Annotated in this window: 21 protein-coding genes; 6 read left to right on the plus strand and 15 right to left on the minus strand. The window is 46.1% G+C overall.

Features of this window, described 5'->3' with window-relative positions:
* Positions 1-1,282 precede the first annotated feature (1,282 nt).
* The 4 genes from ACFPFU_RS07850 (at position 1,283) to pncA (ending at position 5,758) form a co-directional block, all read left to right on the plus strand.
* Entirely contained in the window at positions 1,283-2,290 is a 1,008-nt protein-coding gene (locus ACFPFU_RS07850; protein WP_377063226.1) for a Gfo/Idh/MocA family protein, read from the plus strand.
* Between the two features lie 14 nt (positions 2,291-2,304).
* Positions 2,305-3,333, plus strand: a complete 1,029-nt coding sequence (locus ACFPFU_RS07855; RefSeq protein WP_377063227.1) for a Gfo/Idh/MocA family protein — start codon at positions 2,305-2,307, stop codon at positions 3,331-3,333.
* Positions 3,334-3,584: 251 nt separating this feature from the next.
* Positions 3,585-5,066 carry a nicotinate phosphoribosyltransferase gene (locus ACFPFU_RS07860; RefSeq protein WP_377063229.1) on the plus strand — a complete coding sequence of 494 codons (1,482 nt, stop codon included), beginning with the start codon at positions 3,585-3,587 and terminating at the stop codon, positions 5,064-5,066.
* 77 nt (positions 5,067-5,143) lie between these two features.
* Positions 5,144-5,758: a bifunctional nicotinamidase/pyrazinamidase gene (pncA, locus tag ACFPFU_RS07865; RefSeq protein WP_377063231.1), complete on the plus strand. Its 615-nt coding sequence runs from the start codon at positions 5,144-5,146 to the stop codon at positions 5,756-5,758.
* Positions 5,759-5,763: 5 nt separating this feature from the next.
* Here pncA and ACFPFU_RS07870 read toward each other — a convergent pair whose 3' ends face one another.
* The 3 genes from ACFPFU_RS07870 to ACFPFU_RS07880 form a co-directional block, all read right to left on the minus strand.
* Positions 5,764-6,309 (minus strand): META domain-containing protein, encoded by a 546-nt coding sequence (locus ACFPFU_RS07870; RefSeq protein ID WP_377063233.1) that lies wholly within the window; start codon positions 6,307-6,309, stop codon positions 5,764-5,766.
* A gap of 215 nt (positions 6,310-6,524) precedes the next feature.
* Positions 6,525-7,073 (minus strand): ferritin, encoded by a 549-nt coding sequence (locus ACFPFU_RS07875; RefSeq protein ID WP_377063235.1) that lies wholly within the window; start codon positions 7,071-7,073, stop codon positions 6,525-6,527.
* A gap of 193 nt (positions 7,074-7,266) precedes the next feature.
* Positions 7,267-9,138: a CocE/NonD family hydrolase gene (locus ACFPFU_RS07880; RefSeq protein WP_377063236.1), complete on the minus strand. Its 1,872-nt coding sequence runs from the start codon at positions 9,136-9,138 to the stop codon at positions 7,267-7,269.
* 180 nt (positions 9,139-9,318) lie between these two features.
* On the opposite strand from ACFPFU_RS07880, the gene kdsB reads away from it, so the two are divergent.
* On the plus strand, positions 9,319-10,059 hold the full coding sequence (gene kdsB, locus ACFPFU_RS07885) for a 3-deoxy-manno-octulosonate cytidylyltransferase (RefSeq protein ID WP_377063238.1): 741 nt from the start codon (positions 9,319-9,321) through the stop codon (positions 10,057-10,059).
* Positions 10,060-10,079: 20 nt separating this feature from the next.
* Here the strand turns inward: kdsB and ACFPFU_RS07890 are convergent, their stop codons facing one another.
* Positions 10,080-10,577, minus strand: a complete 498-nt coding sequence (locus ACFPFU_RS07890) for a hypothetical protein (protein WP_377063240.1) — start codon at positions 10,575-10,577, stop codon at positions 10,080-10,082.
* Positions 10,578-10,580: 3 nt separating this feature from the next.
* Entirely contained in the window at positions 10,581-11,285 is a 705-nt protein-coding gene (locus ACFPFU_RS07895) for an RsmE family RNA methyltransferase (protein ID WP_377063242.1), read from the minus strand.
* A gap of 107 nt (positions 11,286-11,392) precedes the next feature.
* Here ACFPFU_RS07895 and ACFPFU_RS07900 point away from each other — a divergent pair, with 107 nt between their 5' ends.
* Complete coding sequence (locus tag ACFPFU_RS07900) at positions 11,393-11,866, plus strand: GAF domain-containing protein (protein WP_377063243.1); 474 nt, start codon at positions 11,393-11,395, stop codon at positions 11,864-11,866.
* 88 nt (positions 11,867-11,954) lie between these two features.
* On the opposite strand, the gene ACFPFU_RS07905 is transcribed toward ACFPFU_RS07900, so the two are convergent.
* The 10 genes from ACFPFU_RS07905 to ACFPFU_RS07950 all read right to left on the minus strand — a co-directional run bounded on the left by ACFPFU_RS07905 (position 11,955) and on the right by ACFPFU_RS07950 (position 22,260).
* Positions 11,955-13,661: a DEAD/DEAH box helicase gene (locus ACFPFU_RS07905; RefSeq protein ID WP_377063245.1), complete on the minus strand. Its 1,707-nt coding sequence runs from the start codon at positions 13,659-13,661 to the stop codon at positions 11,955-11,957.
* A gap of 271 nt (positions 13,662-13,932) precedes the next feature.
* Positions 13,933-15,219: a citrate synthase gene (locus ACFPFU_RS07910; protein WP_377063247.1), complete on the minus strand. Its 1,287-nt coding sequence runs from the start codon at positions 15,217-15,219 to the stop codon at positions 13,933-13,935.
* Between the two features lie 300 nt (positions 15,220-15,519).
* Positions 15,520-15,936, minus strand: a complete 417-nt coding sequence (locus ACFPFU_RS07915; protein WP_377063249.1) for a BrxA/BrxB family bacilliredoxin — start codon at positions 15,934-15,936, stop codon at positions 15,520-15,522.
* Positions 15,937-15,955: 19 nt separating this feature from the next.
* On the minus strand, positions 15,956-16,291 hold the full coding sequence (locus ACFPFU_RS07920) for an SUF system Fe-S cluster assembly protein (RefSeq protein WP_377063251.1): 336 nt from the start codon (positions 16,289-16,291) through the stop codon (positions 15,956-15,958).
* A 9-nt stretch (positions 16,292-16,300) separates the two neighbouring features.
* Positions 16,301-16,732 (minus strand): SufE family protein, encoded by a 432-nt coding sequence (locus ACFPFU_RS07925; RefSeq protein ID WP_377063253.1) that lies wholly within the window; start codon positions 16,730-16,732, stop codon positions 16,301-16,303.
* Positions 16,732-17,922 (minus strand): SufS family cysteine desulfurase, encoded by a 1,191-nt coding sequence (locus ACFPFU_RS07930; protein WP_377064041.1) that lies wholly within the window; start codon positions 17,920-17,922, stop codon positions 16,732-16,734. Before ACFPFU_RS07930 ends, ACFPFU_RS07925 begins: the two co-directional genes overlap by 1 nt.
* Positions 17,923-17,962: 40 nt before the next feature.
* Positions 17,963-19,264 carry a Fe-S cluster assembly protein SufD gene (sufD, locus tag ACFPFU_RS07935; RefSeq protein ID WP_377063255.1) on the minus strand — a complete coding sequence of 434 codons (1,302 nt, stop codon included), beginning with the start codon at positions 19,262-19,264 and terminating at the stop codon, positions 17,963-17,965.
* Between the two features lie 35 nt (positions 19,265-19,299).
* Entirely contained in the window at positions 19,300-20,061 is a 762-nt protein-coding gene (gene sufC, locus ACFPFU_RS07940; protein WP_377063256.1) for a Fe-S cluster assembly ATPase SufC, read from the minus strand.
* A gap of 22 nt (positions 20,062-20,083) precedes the next feature.
* Entirely contained in the window at positions 20,084-21,529 is a 1,446-nt protein-coding gene (gene sufB, locus ACFPFU_RS07945; protein WP_377063258.1) for a Fe-S cluster assembly protein SufB, read from the minus strand.
* A gap of 242 nt (positions 21,530-21,771) precedes the next feature.
* On the minus strand, positions 21,772-22,260 hold the full coding sequence (locus ACFPFU_RS07950; protein WP_377063260.1) for an Lrp/AsnC ligand binding domain-containing protein: 489 nt from the start codon (positions 22,258-22,260) through the stop codon (positions 21,772-21,774).
* Positions 22,261-22,457 lie beyond the last annotated feature (197 nt).

Here is a 22,457-nt window from a genome sequence, read left to right on the forward strand (position 1 = left end):
GACCGGCAATCGAATCAGGAGTTTTTGACCGGGATTCAGGAAATTTTCGATTGGCAGCTTAAAATCAATCAAAATGAAGCGTTTAAGGCAGATTATTCTACCCACAAGAAGGTTTTTAGACGAACTGACGGTTCTCAGCTATACGAAGGCAGGGATTTTAACCACTGAACTTCCTACGAAGAACTGAACTTTAAATTTAGCACTTTCTTGTCCTATGAGGCATGGAACCCCCCTGGTTGTGTGTAGGTGCTGTGTGTGCCCAGTATGGGCATCTGGTATCGAAGATACCAAATTATTCCAGAGGGTGAAATGCCTGTGCCGGAGAATTTCGGCATCCCTTGTGTGCGGGGGTAACAGTCATTGCCCCATGACCATCCGCATCCCGATGGCTATCGGGAAACGAGATTTTTTGGCAGCAGGTACGGCAAATTTGATTAAGATTCTTTCCATGAAACCGACGAGTTTGCTTGTGTGCGGACGACCTTAAATTTTAGCCGGAAAGATGCACACTTGTGCGCCACGGCGTAGCGGCGGGGTTTTCCCCGTGCTGGCGGGGCAGGTATGTTACTTTTTGACTTGCAGCAGAAAAGTAAAAACTGCAATAGGCAGGAACTAAACACTCCACCCCCTGGCGAGTGCGTATAGGAAGGGACTGCTTCGTTGCAAACTCCTACCGATGATGTATTGTATAATACATTGTGATTCAATTGGTTGAAAAAAACAGTATCGGGAACGGAGAGAAAAAGGAGAATGGAAAACAACCACCCGCCCTTATGCCACAGACATTCCTGATCTTTGCCTTAACATTCGCCTACAGAAAGAGACTGCTTTCCCGGTTGGCCGGAATAGACTCCTACCCGGTGACTTGTCGCGCAACGCACTGTTATTCAACCGGTTGAAAAACACGGATTTTGGCGGTTTTGGCCAGCCATACCGGCTGCGCATGGAGGGAACCGTCATCCCGGTTTGTACATTTTCTAAATGTTAAGTCTCGCAATGACGAGCTCTTTCGTTATAGCGGAAAGCGGCAACCCGTCCCCGGCACCTCCGTGTCCCGTAGATGTTCCCATGATGTCCCGTACATTCGTTAGTCTTTCGCTAAATTCTAAGAAACCCCTTGTACTTTTCCAATAGGAGCCGACAGCCGCTCCTGTTTCCATAACCAGCATCCCCCCGCCCGTGTTGCCACATAAATCGCTGGCAGTGACCAAACCTGCCCCCAATTCACCTTTATCATAAACCCATGCAGTAAGTTTAACAGCTTTTTTCTAAGTTTAGGCCTATGAAAATGTTCCAGAACCATGAAGTCAGGTGGGGTGTGCTGGGGGTAGGGGATGTGTGCGAACGGAAAAGCGCACCGGCCATGCAGAAAATCAAGGACTCCAGCCTGGTGGCCGTCATGCGGCGCGATGGGGAAAAAGCCCGTGACTATGCCCGGCGGCACCATGTTCCCAAATGGTACGATCAGGCCGATGACCTGATCAATGACCCGGAGGTCAACGCCATCTATATTGCTACCCCTCCCGGATCCCATCTGGAACTTGCCCGGAAGGTGGCATCGGCAGGAAAGCCCGTCTATGTGGAAAAACCCATGGCCCGCAACCATCAGGAATGCCTGGAAATGATCCGCATCTGCGAGCAGGCAGGCGTACCCCTCTTCGTGGCCTACTACAGAAGGACCTTGCCCAATTTTTTGAAAATAAAGGAACTGGTGGATTCCGGCGCCATCGGTACCGTAAGGCATGTACAGATCACCATGAACCAGCCCCGGCACCCGGATGTGGCAGAGGCGGGTAAAAACAATTGGAGGATCGACCCCGCCATTGCCGGCGGCGGGTACTTCTATGACCTCGGATCCCACCAACTGGATTTTCTGGATTTTCTTTTCGGCGCCGTCGTAGAAGTCAGGGGAATGGCGGCAAACCAGGCAGCTTTGTATCCCACGGAAGATATTGTCACCGCCGCCTTCCGTTTTGAAAATGGGATTCTGGGCACCGGCAACTGGTGTTTCACGGCTTCGGAATCGGCAAAATCGGACATGACGGTCATCGTGGGTGATAAAGGGAAGATATCGTATCCCTCCTTCTGGGATACCTATGTGCTGTTGGAAGAAGACGGTCAAGCGCCTCAGAGACTCACTTTTGAAATGCCGGAAAACATTCAGTTTTTCCTGATAGAAAGTATCGTCAACGAACTTTTGGGCCGGGGAAAATGCCCCAGCACAGGGATTTCCGCTGCCCGCACCAACTGGGTGATGGAAGAGATGACCAAAAATTACTACTCAGAATAAATTTTAAAATCACCATGCAAAAAAGAACATTAGGATTCGGGATCATCGGTACGGGAGCCATCGCCGGGATGCATGCGGCGGCCGTCGAAGCCTGCGAAGGCAGTCAACTGGTGGCAGTATGCAGTTCCAGCGCCGAAAGGGCGAAAATGGCAGAAGAGAAATTCAAGGTGCCGGCCGATTACGAAATCAACTCATTTTTACAGAGAGAAGACCTCCATGTGGTGTGTATCTGCACCCACAGCGGCAACCACCTGGAGCCTGCCCTTGAGGCGGCCCGGGCAGGTAAACATATTTTATTGGAAAAACCCATAGAGGTCAGTGTGGAGCGGGCGGACAGCCTGATCCGGGCCTGCCGGGAACACGGGGTAAAACTGGGCGTGATTTTCCAAAACCGGCTGAAACCAGGTTACCTGCAGTTGAAAGATGCGGTACGCGCCGGGAAAATCGGGAAACTGTTGATGGGGACCGCAGCGATCAATTGGTACAGGGACCCTTCTTATTACAGCAGCAGCCACTGGAAAGGCACCCTTCAGGGTGATGGTGGCGCCGCCCTGATCAACCAGGGCGTGCATACGATAGATTTGTTGCTGGACATCATGGGTGATGCCGAGGCGGTATACGGCCAGGTGAAGACCATGGTGCATGATATAGAAGGAGAGGATCTGGGAGCAGCCGTCGTGAACTTCAAAAACGGGGCACTGGGTACGATTACGGGAGGCACAGCCCTCTATCCGGGAAACCCGGAGCGGTTAGAAGTATACGGCGACAAGGGAAATATCATTTTGGAAGCCGGGAAAATCGTGGTTTGGAACGTGCAGGGGGAGGACCATACTGTCCCATCCTCAGATGTGGGCGGAAGCGGGGCGTCTGACCCCATGGCCATTGATTTCAAGCTTCACCAGGGCCAGGTACAGGACATGGTGGAAGCCATATGGGAAGATCGTGAGCCTATGGTAACAGGGGAGGATGCCCGCAGATCACTGGAGTTGATCCTGGGCATCTATCGTTCCTCAAAGGAAAACCAAAAAGTGGTGTTTGGTTAATACAAAGGCTCAAGCAGGGCGGCACCATACCCGCCGCCACTGCTTTTTTACTTTTTGCCTGTTTATACCACGACAACCATGAGAACCATCAAAACCTCGACACCAATGACAACCACCACAACCACGATAAAACAATAAAAACGTCACCTTTCTCATGTTTTATCATCATCCCAGTGTGTGATGTTACCGTCATGCTCTGTTTTATTATGCCACATATTCCTTTAAATTTGGGTCGTCTAAGCAAATGATTCATGAAGATAACAAGAGATTTATACCAAGGCTCCCTGACTTTGTTGACCGATTTTTACCAGTTTACCATGGCTTATGCCTATTGGAAATCAGGGAAGGCCGAACAGGAGGCCGTTTTTAATTTGTTTTTCAGAAAGAACCCATTTCAAAGCGGCTTTACCGTCGCGGCGGGCCTTGATTATGTGATTGACTATTGCCGCAATTTTCAGTTTTCCGATAAGGACCTGGCTTACCTGGCGGACATGAACGACGGCAACGGCAAGCCTACTTTTGAAGCCGCTTTTATAGACTATCTTAAAGACCTGAAATTCAGTTGCGACATCGATGCGGTAGAGGAAGGGGAGGTGGTGTTTCCCAACATGCCGCTGGTCAGGGTAAGGGGGCCTTTGATCCAGTGTCAGCTGTTGGAGACCCCGCTGCTGAACATCATCAATTTCCAGACGCTGGTCGCCACCAAGGCGGCAAGGATCGTATTGGCGGCAAAGGACGATCCCGTAATAGAATTTGGGCTGAGAAGGGCACAGGGCATCGACGGGGCTTTGGCAGCCAGCAGGGCTTCCTATATTGGGGGCTGTTCTTCCACTTCCAATGTGATGGCAGGGCAGCTCTTCGGGATTCCGGTTGCCGGTACCCACGCCCACAGCTGGATCATGTCTTTTGAAAACGAACTGGAGGCGTTTAAAGCCTATGCAGAGGCATTCCCGGATCATACCATTCTGCTGGTGGATACCTACGATACGGTGAACGGCATCAAAAATGCCATTGAGGTGGCGAAATTGCTCAAGGAAAGGGGCAAAAAGCTATTGGGCATCCGGATAGATTCGGGTGACCTGGCTTATTTCAGCAACATTGCCAGGGAAATGCTGGATACCGCGGGATTTCCGGAGGTGCAGATTGTGGCGAGCAACGATCTGGATGAGCATATCATGACTTCCCTGAAGATGCAGGAAGCGTCTATCAATGTCTGGGGGGTAGGCACAAAACTGGTGACGGCCTTTGACCAGCCGGCGCTGGGGGCGGTATATAAGATGTCTGCCTTGAAGAATGAGGAAGGAGAGTGGGTGCCCAAAATAAAACTTTCCCAGCAGTCCATTAAAATCAATATCCCCGGGATTCACAATGTGAAGCGTTTCATTGTCAATGGAAAGGCCATTGGGGATATGATTTATCTGGAAAACCTGGAGGAAAAGGAGCAGGTGACCATCATTGATCCCATCGATCCCACCAGAAGAAAGCGGATATCGGTGGCAAATGCCGATTCGGAAGTGCTGTTGAAACCCATCTTTAAAAACGGGGAAAAAATATATTCCAGGCCTTCACTCGAAGAAATCAGAAACAGGGCCAGAAACAGGCTGGCTGCATTTGACAAAACCCACAAAAGATTGATCAATCCGCATATCTATCCGGTGGGTTTGGAAGCATCTTTGTACGAATACCGGACAAGCCTGGTGTTGAAGGCAAAAGCATTGGAGAACGGCAAATGAACGATGGAGGTTGTTTTTCCTGACGTTATTACCTTAACTCCTATATAAGCGCAGACCACATAAACCAACTATAAAATATGAAAGCTTTAATCATAGTAGATGTACAAAACGATTTTTTACCGGGAGGTGCCCTTGAGGTCAGGGAGGGCGACAGCATCATTCCGGTGATCAACGCCTTGCAGAAAAAGTTTGATCTGATCGTGGCCACCCAGGACTGGCACCCGGCGAACCATCGCAGTTTTGCTGCCAATAATAAGGGCAGGCAAGTAGGGGAGATCATAGACCTGGCGGGAATAGAGCAGGTACTCTGGCCTGTACACTGCGTGGAAAACACGGAAGGCGCGGCTTTCCACAAGAACCTGGACCGGGAAAAATGGGCGCGGATTTTTCAAAAAGGCACAAACCCCGTTGTGGATTCATACAGCGGCTTTTTTGATAACAACCGGATGGGTGAGACGGGGTTGGGCAAATACTTGAAGAAAAAAGGAGTGGAAAAGGTATTTATCGCGGGATTGGCCACGGATTACTGCGTGAAATTCACCGTAATGGATGCGCTTAGTCTCGGATTTAAAACCTATCTGATAGAAGACGCGACGAGAGGGGTGAATCTTTCTCCCACAGACACAGAAAGATCCGTCACGGAAATGAGAAAGGCAGGGGCCAAGATAACCCATTCCGGAAAAATCCTATAATACTATCAAAACAGCAGTTTCTGTGTGGCCATCATTTTCGGTATCCCGAAAGGATGGTAGTCGTCATTTCTTTCCAGTTTTTTAAGTTTCATAATTTCCATGTTGCCGCAGGAAAATGAAAGTATGCCTTCATCGTCTATGGCAAAGGTATGGGCGGATTTCAACACGGTGAGAAAAATATCTTCCCCATGTCCATCACACCATTTTTTGGTCATTCCCAGAAAGCCCAATACATCTATGCCATTGCCTTCCAGATAGGTGAATATGCTGAAAGTGTTGCAACCTGTATATCCGAAGGCTTGTTGGTTGACGATGTCAAAATAGAGGGTCGGTTTTCTGTTGGGGAACAGCTCGTCGAAAGGCTGAAACTTGTCGTATATATAACTTACCTCCCATAAACCCTCCAGTTCGGCAGTGGTGCTGATTCTTTCAGGCGCCTCGGGCCGCTCCAGCTCCTCCAACTCTTCTTCAAACGGATCTGCTATTTGCGCAAACCCGAAACTGGCGAACAGCGAGAAGATCACAATCCATAATGGGAACACATTTTTCATGGCAATAGGGGTTTACCAGTTGAAATATAATAATTTATCGAATTTGAAAAAATAATAATGTCAAAAATTACGCCATTCAGGAAATCACTAAAAGAAAACCTCCCGAATTACAAAAACGGGAGGTATTTGTAGCTGTTTAAAAGGGAGAAGTGACCGGGACAAATGTCCGGTTATGTAACAAGTGTCTCACCTTTAGAACAGCCCGGTCGATTCACTTAATTTTCAGTTGGTACATTGGAGTGGAGTTTGCCAAGTTCCTGGTCAATGGTCCAGAGACCCACGCCTTCTTCACCAATAATGTCAAACAGCTCCAATGCCCTTCTGGCCAAAGTTTCCTCTTCCCTCTGCTCGGTCACATACCACTGCATAAAACTGAATGTGGCAAAATCCTTGATGTTGAAGCAATGGTCTACGATATGGTTAATGGATTTGGTCACTTCGATTTCATGTTCCAGAATAAGTTCAAAAACCTCTCTAAGGGTATTGAAATGGTGCCTTATGCCGGTTATCTCCGGTTGGATGGCATGGCCTCCGGCATCGTTGATATATCGGAACAGCTTGAGCATATGCATTCGTTCTTCTTCCGCATGGTCGTACAGGAACCTGGCAGAGTGGGTATAACCCTTCATGTCACACCACGAAGCCATTGACAGGTAATAGGCGGATGACTTCCCTTCCATTTCAATCTGCTTATTCAGTTTATTTTCGGTATCGGCCAGCAGAGATCTTTTTAGGGTTACTATTTCTTTTTCTTTAGTTTTCATATAAGTAGGAATCTGGTTTTGTCGTAAAACATATTGACTTAACTTTTCTCTGATATAAAGGTAACCAATAATTTGGTCAGGAGTTCCCTATATTTCTTTAATCCGCCAATTTAGAATTGGTATAATTAAAATACAATGAAATTAAATTTGGCCGATTGGATTTGTGTTAAGTATAAATAAACCCACACTTTCTTTAACGCGGCAATACCTGTACTTCAATAGAGGAGGGATGTTCCTGACTAAAGTAGACTTTATGCACAGCGTTGGTGAAATCCCCGTCGTCTGCCTTGAAGATGTTTTCCACATATTTTTGCGGGTTCCGGTCTATCAAGGGAAACCAGGTGCTTTGAATTTGCACCTGGATTTTATGTCCTTTTTTGAACGTATGATAAACATCCTGAAGCCTGAAATCCACGGGAGTTACCTGTTCGGGAACAAAGGGTTTGGGGTCAGAAAAACTTTCCCTGTACCTGCCCCGGATGACTTCTGAGCGGACTTTCAAGTGATAGTTGCCCAGATCCATGCCATCCTGTACATAAGGGTGGTTGGGATGATTACCCGGGTACACATCTATCAACTTCACCACCCAGTCCGCATCTGTTTCAGAAGTGGAAACTTTCAGCCTGGCCGTGATTTCACCCACCAGAGTCAGGTCTTCTTCCAGCACGTCAGTTTCAAATACCAAGACGTCCGGCCTTCTGGCCGCGAAGCGCTGGTCGTCCGCCATGTATTTTCGGGGGGTAAAATTGAGTTTGATGTCCTGGCTGTAGGGAACAGGGTTTTCAAGATCCGATACAAATTCGGCATAATTTTCTCCCGAGGGCAGCTCATTACCCAATTTTTTGCTTTCCCCTAGATAAAAATCCATCCGCTGGGCCTCTTTTGGGGGCCATTCGTCGAAGGCGGTCCATTCGTTCTTTCCGGTATCAAACACATAGGCTTCAGGAAGTCCGGTTTCGCCATCGCCCGGACCTTTGAGAAAATGGTTGAAAAACACCTGCTCCACATTTTTCTGGTACCAGGTGGATATGGAATCGCCGAAATAGATGCTGGAAACGGTCTGGATACCCTGTTCACGGGCCCAATCGCCATGGGACCAAGGCCCCATCACCAACGTATTGTAGGTTTCCGGGTTATTTTTTTCAATCTTCTTGTAAATGGTAAGCGGCCCGTAAAGGTCTTCTGCATCAAACCAGCCGCCCACCACCATCACGGCAGGCTTGATATCCGTCAAGTGGGGAATGATGCTCCTTTTTTGCCAAAACTCATTGTAATCCGGATTTTCTTTAAGTTGTTGCCAAAAGAAATTATCCTCTCCGTAGTATTTGTCCGCATTTTTCAGGGAGCCCATGTCCATAAAAAACTGGTAGCCATCCCTGGTGCCCGGGTCCACCGCTTCATACCAGGCTGTATCTACAGGATTATCCTTCTGATAACCAAACACCGCTGTGGCGATCCAATAGCTGAGGAAATAGGCGCCGTTATGGTGAAAATCATCGAAATAAAAGTCCCCGATGGGTGCTTGTGGCGATACGGCTACCAGGTTGGGATGTGCCCGCGGAAGTGCCGCTGCGGCATAAAACCCCGGATAGCTGATCCCCCATAACCCCACCCGGCCGTTGTGATGCTCTATGTTTTCCAGCAACCATTCTATGGTATCAAAGGTATCCGTACTTTCGTCAATGGCTTTGGGATCATTTGTTTCCGCGAGTGTGGGTCGCATATTATCATACTGGCCTTCGGACATCCACCTGCCCCTTACATCCTGATAGACAAAAATATAGCCGTCATGCATCAGGAAAGGAGAGGGGCCCAATGAGGACTTCATCTTTCCTTCCCCATAGGGACCTGCACTATAGGGCGTGCGTTGCATGAGAATAGGGTAGGACGTCGTTTTGTCCTTGGGACTATACACCACCGTATGCAATTGGATACCGTCCCTCATCGTGATGGCATATTCCTCCTTATGGTAATGATCCGATACAAAATGATCGTTTTGGGCATAAAGTGTCCGGTTTCCTGCAACCAGCAAAATCCAAAGAAAGCATATCTTGATCTTTTTCATGGTGAAAAGGGTTAGGTTGAATTATTCTTTTTTTCAACAGAGGGTGTGTTTATATTTCATTACTTTTGTCGGGGTTTCCGAGCATGGTCATCGACATAGGTAAAAAATGAATTTACTTTTTGGTCTCTTTGACGAAATACAGAAACCCCAGGACTAAAGTTATAACACAAAATTGGATAAATGAAGACCATAGCACTGATTCCGGCAAGATTTGGAGCTACCAGATTTCCTGCTAAACTTTTGGCCGACCTGTGTGGCAAGCCTTTGATCACCCGGACATACCTCAGTACCATGGATACCGGGGTCTTCGACAGGGTAATGGTGGTTACAGACCATGAGGAAATCGCAGACGTCATTAGAGGGGAAGGTGGGGAAGTTTTTTTGAGCCAAAAGGAGCACCAGAGCGGTTCGGACCGCATAGCCGAGGCGGCGGAAAGCCTGGAGGCGGATGTGATCGTGAATGTGCAGGGTGATGAACCTTTTCAGGACAGGAAATCGCTCAGTGACTTGGTAAAGGTATTTTTGGATGACAAGGTAGAAGTGGCCTCACTCATGAGTCCTATTAAAGACCCAGCCCTGATTCACAACCCGAACATAGTGAAAGTCGTGACGGATAAGGAAGGTTTTTCACTTTACTTCAGCCGTTATCCCATTCCTTATGTACGTGACGAAGGGGCGGGGGTCAGGCATTACAGGCATATTGGTATTTATGCTTACAGAAAACCACTTTTGATGGCTTTTACCCAATGGGAAAAATCTCCCTTGGAAAAGGCCGAAATGCTGGAACAGCTGAGGATATTGGAAAATGGCCATAGCATCAGAATGGTGGAAACAGACCATCAGGCAGTAGCCATTGATGTGCCGGAAGACTTGGAAAAAGCGATACGCTATTATAAAGAGCAGACCTCAGAAAGAGACTGACTGTCTCAAATACCAAAGTCTCAGAACCTGACCGGAGAAGTCCGGTTGAGCGGTTCCTGGATCACAATGAATGTCTCACCCTCCTTGACATGGCAATGGTTACAGCCTGCTGTGAATGTCTTAAAACCCTCCAAAAAAGCTTCTTTGTTTTCACGTTCGACCAATTCCCAAATGGCGGGAATGCTTTTTTTCATAAATTCCCTCGCCGATGCTTCCCGCACGGGTCTTCTTTTAAGTCCATCCTCCATGGCTTCCAGGATGTGTTCTATTTGGTGGTTTGCATACTGCCAGTTTTCGTCCTGTCCTGCCCAGTATAATTCACTGTACCTGTAGCCCACCTCTGCCATCGTCCGGCTGAAACCGCCCAGCTGATGGGCTACCTCGTCCAGTTTTTCATCGGTTGTCCCTTTGAGCCAGCCATCAGGGCCAACGGCCGGACTGCCGGATTGCCCCTTGTGTTGCTGACAGCTGACCAATAAGGCAAAGAGAAGTGCGAAGGAATAAGTTTTGGCAAACATGGCTTATAAATTAACAAGATTTAAGCTATGAACGGCGATTATTCCCGCCGTTTCTGTTCTCAGACGTTGTTTTCCCAGGGAGCAGGGGGTAAACCCTCTGGAGAGGGCAAGACTGATTTCCCCCGGGCTGAAATCCCCCTCCGGCCCGATCAGTATTAGATAGGAATTTTCTGGTTTGGCCAGATGCATCAAGTGGGATTGGTTGTCTTTGTCCACATAGGCAATAAACCTCTGATAAGTATCAAAAGCCTTGTCTGTGACAAAAGCTTCATAGTCATCGAGGTCATTGATGACAGGCAACCATACCTTACCGCTTTGTTTGCTTGCGGAAATGATTTTCTTCAGCATCCGTTCGAGGTTTACCCGGTTTCGTTCTATGTTAACGGTACGTAGAAACGTGATTTCATGGAAGCCGATTTCGGTGATTTTTTCCAGCATCCATTCTATACGGTCCGTGTTTTTGGTGGGTGCTACCGCCAGGTGGATATGAAAATTTTCGCGTGGGGAAAAGGTGTGTTCCACCACCTCAAGACGGCATTTTTTGGGGTTGTTGTCCACGATTCTGCAGGTGAACAGGGAGCCTTTGCCATTGGTAAAGTGGACCAGATCCCCTATGGCTTTCCGGAGCACCTTGCCTAAATGATTGGATTCCGTTGGATCCAGGTCAAAAGCCTCACCGGTGATGTTTTCCTGATAAAAAAGCTGCATTCATGTAAATTTGGTTCCGACGAAATTAAATAATAAAAGGCAAATTAAGTAGCCGGTTTTTGTTATTATTGTGGATAGATGTACAGGTTTTCAACTTTGTCCTACTTATGAATACACAACCTCTTAGACAAAAAATAAAAGCAAGCAATTCCCTGGATTGGGAAGCATGGTTATCAGAAACCTTACATGTGTTTGCCTGCACCACCGGCACATTACATGTTTTAGAGCCCTCCTCCAATATACTCCACCTGAAGGCCTATACCGGTATACCGGATTTTTTACTTCCAAAAATGACGGAAATTCCTGTAGGAAAGGGGATGGCCGGTATCGCCGCGGAAAGGAGGGAAGCCGTTCAGGTTTGTAACTTACAGACAGATGCCTCCGGTGTGGTAAGGCCCGGGGCCAAGGATACCAAAGTGGAAGGCGCGATAACCGTTCCGTTGTTGAAAAAAGACGAACTGTATGGCACCTTGGGCATTGCCAAGAAAGAACCTTATGAATTCACAGACGAAGAAACCAACGATCTGATGCAGATTGCCGAAACCATGGCAGAGAAAATTTCAGGTCAGATAAATGGCTGAATAGAACAAGAGATGTATAAACTGTCTCTATAAAACAAAAAGGGGCTGTCTGAGAGAGACAGCCCCTTTTTAACCGTTCTTACTTTATTTATCCTTTTGAAATCTCAAAATTCACCTGTTTTCCTTTAATGGTATTGGTGTTCATTACCTGGATCACATGGGTGGCGTCTTTTTTGGGCACATCCACGAAGGAGAAATTGTCAAAGATGTCTATGCCTCCGATATTTCTGCCTGAAATCCCGGTTTCACCTGCAATGGCCCCAACAATGTCATTGGGACGTATGCGGTCTCTCTTACCCAGGTTGAGAAACAACCTTGCCATATTGGGTTCTCTTTCTTTTTTGCTTCTTCCGCCTCTTCCGGAAGCTCTCTCTGATCGGCCGCCTCTTGCTCCTCTTTCACTGCGGTCCCTTCCGGCACTTCTTCGGGATTTTCTGTCATCCCCTCTCTCCCGGTCAAGGTTGAGATCAAAATTGAGCTCCTTGAATTTGTCCACGGCTTCACCTAGCTGAAGCTTAACCAGACCGACGGCCACTTGCTCCAGAGAAAGGCCTTCTGCCAGTAACTTACCTATAGCTTCCTCATATACCTGGTTGTCATCTTCTTTTGAAAGTTGACGGTAGATATCCTTTGAAAGCTGTTCTTTCTTCATTTGTATCAGCTCATCCACGGATGGGGGAGCGGCTTTATCGATAGAGGTCTTGATAAATCTTTCAAGATCCCTCAATCTGCCATGATCCCTTCTTCCGGTCACAAAGCTGATGGCTGTGCCTGATTTGCCTGCTCTGCCTGTTCTGCCGATCCTATGCACATAGTTTTCCTCGTCCAAAGGAAGGTCGTAGTTGAACACGGCTTCCACGTTGTCCACATCAATGCCCCTGGCCGCTACGTCCGTTGCCACCAAAACAGCACAGTGTCCCTTACGGAATTTGTTCATGACTTTGCTCCGCTGGGCTTGGGAAAGGTCACCATGTAAGGCCTCTGCAGAGACTCCTTTTGAAACGAGTTCTTCCGTCACTTCATCCGTAGTTCTTTTTGTGTTACAGAAAACCACGCTGAGCTTGTACTGATGCAGATTGATAAGCCTGCTGATCAAATCGGTTTTTAGCGCCGTTTTTGTTTCAAAATAAAACTGGGAAATGTTTTCTACGGTGAGTTCTTTCTTTAAGACCTTTACGATTTCCGGATTGTTCTGGTACTTCCTGGTCAGGTCCAGTATTGGTTTTGGCATCGTGGCAGAGAAGAAAACCGTCTGTCTTTCCTCCGGCATATCGCTGAGGATGGTTTCGATATCCTCTCTAAAGCCCATATCCAGCATTTCGTCCGCTTCATCCAACACGATGATGCTTACATGGTTTAGGTTCAATGTCCCTCTGTCCATGTGGTCCATAATCCTGCCCGGTGTGCCCACAACAATCTGAACCCCTTTTTTGAGACTTCTGATTTGTCTGTCGATTGACTCACCGCCATATATGCAAGTGGAAGAGATTTTTTTCTTGAATTTTGTAAGTTTCACAATTTCTCCCTCTACCTGAACGGCCAGTTCCCGCGTGGGGCAAAGAACCAAAGCCTGCGGCTTGTTGAAGGCAGGATTTATCCTGTCAATGATGGGGATGGCAAAAGCAGCCGTTTTACCGGTTCCGGTTTGTGCCTGACCGATCACGTCTGATCCTTCCAGTAAAAAGGGAATGGTTTGTGATTGAATAGGGGAAGGATGGGTATATCCCATATCTTCCACTGCCTTAAGGATTTCTTCTGAAACCCCAAGGTCGGAGAATAATACTTCGTTTTCCATGAAATGTTTCCTTATTTCTCTAAGCCACGGTATTCCAACATATCCCAGTGTTTAGCAACAATAAGGAACTCCACGGCATGTGAGAAAAATTACTAAATTAATTGAGGTGCAAAGGTAAATATAATTGTTCTGAAAAACAACCCTTATTGAAAAGAAATTAAAATATTGTAAAAATCAATTGGGTTATTCAAGGGAATTGTTTTGAAAAAAACAAAGGGGTCTGCAACCGGCAGACCCCTTTGGCTGGTTTGGTTCGTCAGACCCTGACCAGTCATCTCTTATCCATGGGCACATAGGATCTTTGGGTGGCACCCACATACACCTGCCTTGGTCTGCCAATAGGCTCATTATTTTCCTTCATTTCTTTCCACTGTGCGATCCATCCCGGCAGTCTTCCCAAGGCAAACATTACCGTAAACATATCGGTGGGGATGCCGAGCGCTCTGTAAATGATTCCTGAGTAGAAATCCACGTTGGGATAAAGCTTTCTGTCCACAAAGTATTGGTCGTTAAGGGCAGCGGTTTCCAGTTCTTTCGCAATATCCAATACCGGATCATCAATACCCAGTTTTGCCAAAACATCATCCGCGGCTTTTTTGATGATTTTGGCCCGGGGATCAAAGTTTTTATAAACCCTATGACCGAATCCCATCAGTCTGAAAGGGTCATTTTTGTCTTTTGCTTTTTCCAGGTACTTTTTGGAGTCACCGCCATCTGCCTTGATGGCTTCGAGCATTTCAATTACGGATTGGTTGGCACCACCGTGAAGCGGCCCCCAAAGGGCGTTGATGCCCGCGGAGATGGAAGCATAAATGCTGGCTTGGGAAGATCCAACGACCCTGACCGTAGAGGTAGAGCAGTTTTGTTCGTGGTCTGCATGGAGGATGAGCAGCTTATCCAATGCTTTGGAAATAATGGGATCCACTTCATATTTTTCCGCGGGGAGCGCAAACATCATTTTCATGAAATTGCCGCAGTAATCGAGTTTATTATCAGGATAATTGACAGGATGGCCCATTTTGTTTTTGTAGGCCCAGGCGGCAAAAGTAGGCATCTTAGCCATTAACCTTACGATGCTTAACTGGATCTCCTCATCGGAATTATTGGGATCCAGGGAATTGGGATAGAATGCGGTAAGCGAACATATCAGCGAAGACAACACACCCATAGGGTGTGCGACGGATGGAAATCCGTCCAATATTTTTTTGATGTCTTCATGCACCAGGGTATGCATGGTTATCTTTTGGGAAAACCCTTCATATTGTTTTTTGGTGGGAAGTTCTCCGTTGATCAAAAGATATGAAACCTCCAAAAAATCGGACTTTTCAGCCAGGTCCTCGATATTATAACCTCTATATCTTAGAATACCCTTCTCCCCGTCCAAAAAAGTAATGGCACTTTGGGTGGATCCCGTATTTTTGAATCCCGGATCCAGCGTGATCAGGCCGGATTGCCCACGGAGTTTGGCAATATCTATTGCCTTTTCATTTTCAGAGCCTTCTATAACGGGAAGATCGTATTCTTTTCCTTTAAAGGATAATTTAGCAATTTCAGACATATTCGTTTGATTATATATTGACTTAGGTGTTTGTAACGGTTAAAACAATATTTTGGACCTCAATTTAGTAAATATTAGGCAATTTATCCCCAAATTTTTCCACAGGTGACCATTGGTTTATTGGGGTTTTTTAAAATATTGTTTTGAATATCAAGCTAAGCCATTGGAATTTTCAACAATAAAACTATAATTCCAATGGATATAATGATGATTTTCGATATAAGCCAAATAATGATTTATTGGTCCAATCAGAAAAACCGTAACGGCTTTTATATAAAAAAAGCCCTGAAAGGGCTGTTTTTAGCAAAAATGTTCAAAGACCTCGACCAGATGGTCGCCAATCATTTGGGCATTTCGGCCTTCTATGTGGTGCCTTTCAATAAAATGCACCAGTTCGCCGTCTTTAAATAAAGCCATTGCGGGGGAGGAGGGGGGATAAGGAAGCACGTATTCCCGGACTTTGGCTACCGCATCAGTGTCGTTGCCGGCAAAGACCGTTGCCAGAATATCCGGTTTTTTAGAAGACTTGTCCAACGCATACCGTACGCCTGGTCTGGCAGCTCCGGCAGCACACCCGCACACGGAATTCACCACGATAAAAGTGGTGCCCTTATGGTCCTTCAGGTGCTCGTCCACGTCTTTGGAAGACCTGAATTCTTTAAATCCTACTTCTGTCAATTCTGCACGCATCGGTGCTATAAGTTCTTCTGGATACATATTCTCTTGTTTAACGTTTTTATAAAAAGCCTAATTCCAATTTTGCTACTTCTGACATCATGTCCTGGGAGTAGGGCGGATCAAAGGTCAGTTCTACCTCCACCTCATTGATGCCTTCAATTTCGGAAACCCTTTCCTTTACCTCTGAGGGTATGGATTCCGCCGCGGGACAGTTGGGTGATGTCAGGGTCATCAGGATGTATACATTGTTTACCGGATAAACCGTGATTTCATAGATCAGACCCAGCTCATATACATCCACCGGTATTTCCGGGTCATAGACCATTTTTATGGCATCAATGACTTTTTCCTTCAGGTCATTTTCAACACCAATATTGGTTTCTGAATTTTCCATAGCTATTTTTCAGACATTTATTTTTGATTGGTAAGCTAAGGCAAATAGCTTCATCTGTTTGATCATCGCTGCGAGCCCGTTGGAACGCTGTGAGCCGATGATATTGCCCATCCCTATGCTGTCTATGAAGTACAGGTCGGCATCGATGATCTCCTTGGTTGTTCTTCCGGAAAGCACCCGGATCAAAAGGCTTATCAGTCCCTTGGTGATATCCGTGTTGGAATCCGCCAGGAAATGCACCTTGTCATCCCTAAGCTCTGTGACCAGCCAGACTTTCGACTGGCATCCTTTGATAATGTTTTCTTCTTTTTTTTCTTCATCCGGAAAGGGAGGCAATTTATCCCCTAATTCCATAATATAGTAAATGGTAGATTCCTTATCATCTCCCAGAATACCGAATTCATCTATTATTTCCTGCTGTACCGTATGGATATCCTGCATTAATTTCTCCTTTTAGCAATTCTTTTCAGGCTGTCATAAAGCCGGTCTATTTCCTCCTTGGTATTGTAAACAGCAAAAGAAGCCCTCACAGTTCCCTCAATTCCATAGCGTTTCATCAGAGGCTGGGCACAATGATGCCCCGTCCTCACTGCAATGCCTGCTGCATCCAGCATCATCCCGACGTCAAATGGATGCATATTGTTGATCAAAAAGCTGAGGACGCTGACTTTTTCAGCAGCGGTACCCACGGGAATGAACCCGTTGATGTCTGCCATTTTCCTGCTGGCATATTCCAGTAACCCGGCCTCATGTTTTTGGATATTCTCCTTTCCGGTTTCATTGATAAATTCCAAGGCTTTTTGAAAGGCGATCACATCCGCGATGTTGGGCGTGCCGGCCTCAAACTTAAAGGGAATTTCATTATAGGTGGTGCCTGCAAAATCAACTTCTTTGATCATTTCCCCACCTCCCTGATAGGGAGGCATCGCTTCCAGCAAATCCCGTTTTCCGTACAATATCCCCAATCCGGTAGGACCGTACAGTTTGTGGGCGGAAAATGCTAAGAAATCACAATCCAGCTGTTGTACATCTATCTCCAGATGGGCTGTGGATTGGGCACCGTCAAGGAGTACTTTTGCTCCTTTTTGATGGGCTTTTTCAATGATGGTTTTGACGGGGTTGATCGTGCCAAGGGCATTGGAAGCGTGGACGATGGAGACCAGTTTTGTCTTCTCGGTAAGTAACCGGTCAAATTCATCCATCAATAGCTCCCCTGCATCATTGATAGGGATGATTTTAAGCGAGGCCCCGGTTTCCTCACAGAGCATCTGCCAAGGTACAATGTTGGAATGGTGCTCCATGGTGGTGATGAGAATTTCATCACCCTCTCCAATGAACTTTCTTCCATAAGTTGAAGCGACCAGGTTAATCCCTTCCGTGGTGCCCTTTGTGAATATGATCTGGGTTTCATCCGGCGCGTTGATAAAGTCCCGGGTCATCTCCCGGGTTTTCTCATAATCAGCAGTGGCCCTTGACGCCAGCGTGTGTGCTCCCCGGTGGATATTGGAGTTGTCCTCCCGGTAATATCTGGACAGTGCTTCCAAAACCTGGATGGGTTTCTGGCTTGTTGCCGCATTGTCAAAATAAACCAATGGTTTCCCGTTCACCTCTTGGTGTAACACCGGAAACATGGCGCGTATGGCATCAATATCCAGTATATTTGCTTGATTTTTAATAGTTGCCTCCAAGTCTTTCCTGAACTAATTTAATACAATGTTCTTTGAAAGCTTCATCTTCAATATTTTCCAACACTTCACCTGCAAATGCATACAGCAGCAAAGCCCTGGCAGCATCTTTATTCACTCCCCTTGCCCTGATATAGAAGAGCGCCTCTTCATCCAGTTGGCCAGTGGTACATCCATGGGAACATTTCACATCATCAGCCCAAATCTCCAATTGGGGTTTGGTGTTGACGATCGCATTTTCCGACAACAATATGTTGTTGTTTTGTTGAAATGCATTGGTTTTTTGCGCATCCTGCCTTACGAATATTTTGCCGTTAAAGACGCCCCTTGATTGATCCGCAAGGATGCCTTTGTACAACTCGTTGGAAACAGAGTGGGGCTGGGTATGGTCCACCGTGGTATGGTTGTCCACGTGGGTTTTTCCGTTCAGCAGGTACAGCCCGTACATATTTCCCTCACAATTGGTATCCAATATGTTCAGGTTTAGGTTGTTGCGGATCATGTCACCTTCTAAAGAGAGCAACACAGAAGTAAACGTGGCATCCCTGTGGATATCACTTCCTGTATTGCTCACTTCCACCGCTGCAGGGCTGTTGTTCTGTAATTTGTAATGCTTCAAGTGGGCATTCTCATCCACATAGAATTCAGAGACCTGGTTGACAAAAACAGGCTCGTTGTCTGTGAAATGGGATTGCTCAATGATTTTGGCTTCGGAATTTTTGCCACCGTGTATATAAAGTCTGGGAAATACAGTCTGCCCGGCGTCATTTGCCTGAATAAAATGGACAATAAGAAGCGGTTTTGACAACACCTTGCCGTTGGGGATTTCTATCATGATGCCGTCCTGAAAGGACGACGTATTCAGTGCCGTGAAAGGATCATCTTCCGGTTTGGATATTTTCCCGATCCTATTTTGCAAAACAGTCTGGTCCAGTTCGGAAAACGCGGTAACACTGATTTCACTTTTTTCATAACGGGACAGTTGGGTGTCCAAAATACCGTTATTCATGACGACAACATTCTCGTCACCAAGTCGACCGATAACTTTCTGTAACAGTTCGGCATCGGCTTTTACGGTGTTGGAAGCCTGCCCGAAGCGTTGGAAGCCTGTCCCCAATTTTTTGCTGATGGGCGTATATTTGTACTCTTCATCTTTATGGGCGGGAAGACCTTTTTGCTCCAGTACCTTATTGGAATGTTTCTTCAAGTCCGCCAGAGATACATTATTGGAGATACTGGCCTCGAGGAAAAGATCGATAATATTTATTTCTTTATTAATAGTAGTCATCTCAGAAGGGGAATTATGGATTAGAGGGGATTATTTCAGACGGCAGTACCTGAAACTTCCTCTTTGATCCAGTCATAGCCTTTTTCTTCCAGTTCCATAGCCAGTTCTTTGGTGCCGGATTTTACAATTTTTCCGTTGAACAATACATGGACATAATCAGGGACAATATAATCCAGCAGCCTCTGATAGTGTGTAACTACTATGGTGGCATTGTCAGGGGACTTCAGTTGATTGACGCCGTTGGCCACGACTTTCAGGGCGTCTATGTCCAGTCCTGAGTCAGTTTCGTCCAAGATCGACAGGGTAGGCTCCAATACGGCCATCTGGAAGATCTCGTTCCGTTTTTTTTCACCTCCTGAAAAACCTTCATTCAAGGACCTGCTCAATAGCTTCTGGTCGATGTCCACCAGCTTCATCTTTTCTTTGATCAAAGAAAGAAACCTGACGGCATCTAAAGGCTCCTGCCCCCGGTATTCCCTCACTTGGTTGACCGCGGTCCTCAGGAAGTTGGTGGAACTCACCCCGGGGATTTCCACAGGGTATTGAAAAGCCAAAAAGACACCTTCTCTGGCCCTGTCTTCGGGACTTAGGTCCAGCAAATCCTTGCCTTTGAAAGTCACTTCGCCTTCGGTGACCTCATATTCTTCCCTTCCGGCGAGTACGGAAGCAAGGGTTGATTTTCCCGACCCGTTAGGCCCCATGATGGCATGGACTTCTCCGGCTTTTACTTCAAGATTAATACCTTTAAGGATAGGGTTGCCTTCAACAGTGGCATGCAAATTTTTTATTTTTAACATTTTGATAGCTTATTTTTGAAAATTATCCTACGCTTCCTTCCAGGGTAAGGGCCAGCAGTTTTTGGGCCTCTACCGCAAATTCCATGGGCAATTGGTTCAGTACCTCTTTTGCGTAGCCGTTCACAATCAACGCCACAGCGTCCTCCGAGTCGATGCCCCGTTGGTTACAGTAAAATATCTGATCCTCCCCGATCTTAGAAGTAGTGGCTTCGTGCTCTACTTTTGCTGAAGGGTTCTGGATATCGATATAAGGGAAAGTATGGGCACCACATTTGTCTCCCATCAGGAGGGAGTCACATTGGGAGAAGTTACGGGCATTGGCGGCCCTTTTCATGACCTGAACCTGGCCCCTGTAAGAATTTTGGGATTTTCCTGCCGAAATACCTTTCGATACGATTCTGGACCGGGTATTTTTGCCGATATGGATCATCTTTGTTCCGGTATCCGCCTGTTGGTAATTGTTGGTTACCGCCACAGAGTAAAACTCACCTACAGCGTAGTCCCCTTTCAAAATGCAGGAAGGGTATTTCCAGGTGATGGCCGAACCGGTTTCCACCTGTGTCCAGGATATTTTGGAATGGTCGCCGGCACAGATGCCTCTTTTGGTGACGAAATTGTAAATACCGCCCTTGCCGTTCTTATCCCCTGGGAACCAGTTTTGCACGGTGGAATATTTCACCTCGGCGTTTTTTGCGGCATAGATCTCCACCACAGCTGCATGAAGCTGGTTTTCATCCCTTTGGGGCGCTGTACAGCCTTCCAGATAAGAGACATAGGAATCGTCCTCCGCCACGATGAGCGTCCTTTCGAATTGCCCGGTATTGGCGGCGTTGATTCTGAAATAAGTGGAAAGTTCCATGGGGCATCTTACGCCTTTGGGAATATAGCAGAAAGACCCATCGGAAAAAACCGCGGAGTTAAGGGCTGCGTAATAGTTGTCGGTCATGGGCACCACGGAACCAAGGTATTGTTTTACCAGTTCAGGGTGTTCTTTGACGGCTTCACTGAAAGAACAGAATACGATGCCGAGCTTTGACAGCGTCTCTTTAAAGGTGGTTCCCACAGAAACGGAGTCGAGAACAGCATCCACGGCGATTCCCTGAAGCCTTTTTTGCTCATTAAGGGAAATCCCCAATCTTTCATATATTTTCAAAAGCTCCGGATCTATTTCATCCAGATTTTTGGGTTTGGATTTTTGCTTGGGAGCAGAATAATAACGGATCGCCTGGAAGTCGATCTTTGGGTATCTTATATTGGCCCAAGTGGGTTCAGACATGGACTCCCACACCTTAAAGGCCTTAAGTCTCCAGTCAAGTAACCATTGGGGTTCCTCTTTCTTAGCTGAAATCCATCGGATAATCTCCTCATTTAAACCGAGGGGAGCTTCATCTGCCTCATAGTCCACCGACCACCCATGCTCATATTCCTTGGAAGTAAACTCTTCTAAAATCTGATTGTCCTTGCTCATAAAAAGGAGTTATTTAGACTAATTATATTTTGTTGCACAAATATATAACATTAATCTAAATTTTATTGTTCGAAACTTAATTTAAATAAATCAAAAAGGCACAGGGAAGGTTTGCAACCCACTGGATTAAAGGGATTTGAAAAATTTTTAACTACGAGAGCGCAGGTCGTAAAACATTATTTTATTTATATGAATTACACCTAAAATTATATAAATAATTTATTTAGATTTAATCTAAATAATTAATACCCTTCTGCTTTTACCTTGCTTCCCAGCAGTTGTATAGGGCGGTTGATGCTTTCTTCAAGCACGATCAGTGTTTCCGTCCGGTCTATCCCGTCTACCTTTTGGATTTCATTAAGGACCTCTCTCAGGTGGTTGGTGTCTTTGCAGATGATTTTGGCGAAAATGCTGTAATTCCCAGTGGTATAATAGGCATTGATTACCTCGGGGATTTCCTTCAGCCTCTCGATAACGTTATCGTACAGCGAGCTTTTTTCGAGATATATGCCCAAAAATGCGGAGATGTCATAACCCAATTTGGAAAAATCAATATTGAGGGTAGCGCTTTTGACAATGCCCATATCCTCTAATTTTCTCATCCTCACGTGTACAGTTCCCGAAGAAACAAAAACCTTCTTGGCAATCTCTGTATAAGGTGTCTTGGCATCTTCATTGAGCAAAGAGATGATTTTCAGGTCAACATTGTCAATATCTAAATTTTTTTCCATTTTTGAGTTTATTGATTATTAAATTCAAAATAAAGATGCGTGTAAATTATTAAATTGTCAAAGGATTAATTGACTTTTTTTTGATTTAAAAATAAGCAGTCAAAATTTCCTTACATGTATATTGGTTTTGTTTAATATAATATTTTGATATTTATAATTTGGTGAAAATGGAAACGGAGAAACGCATTCTCCCGAGA

It is taken from the genome of Negadavirga shengliensis, from assembly GCF_042652345.1.
GTDB classification, from domain to species: Bacteria; Bacteroidota; Bacteroidia; order Cytophagales; family Cyclobacteriaceae; genus Negadavirga; species Negadavirga shengliensis.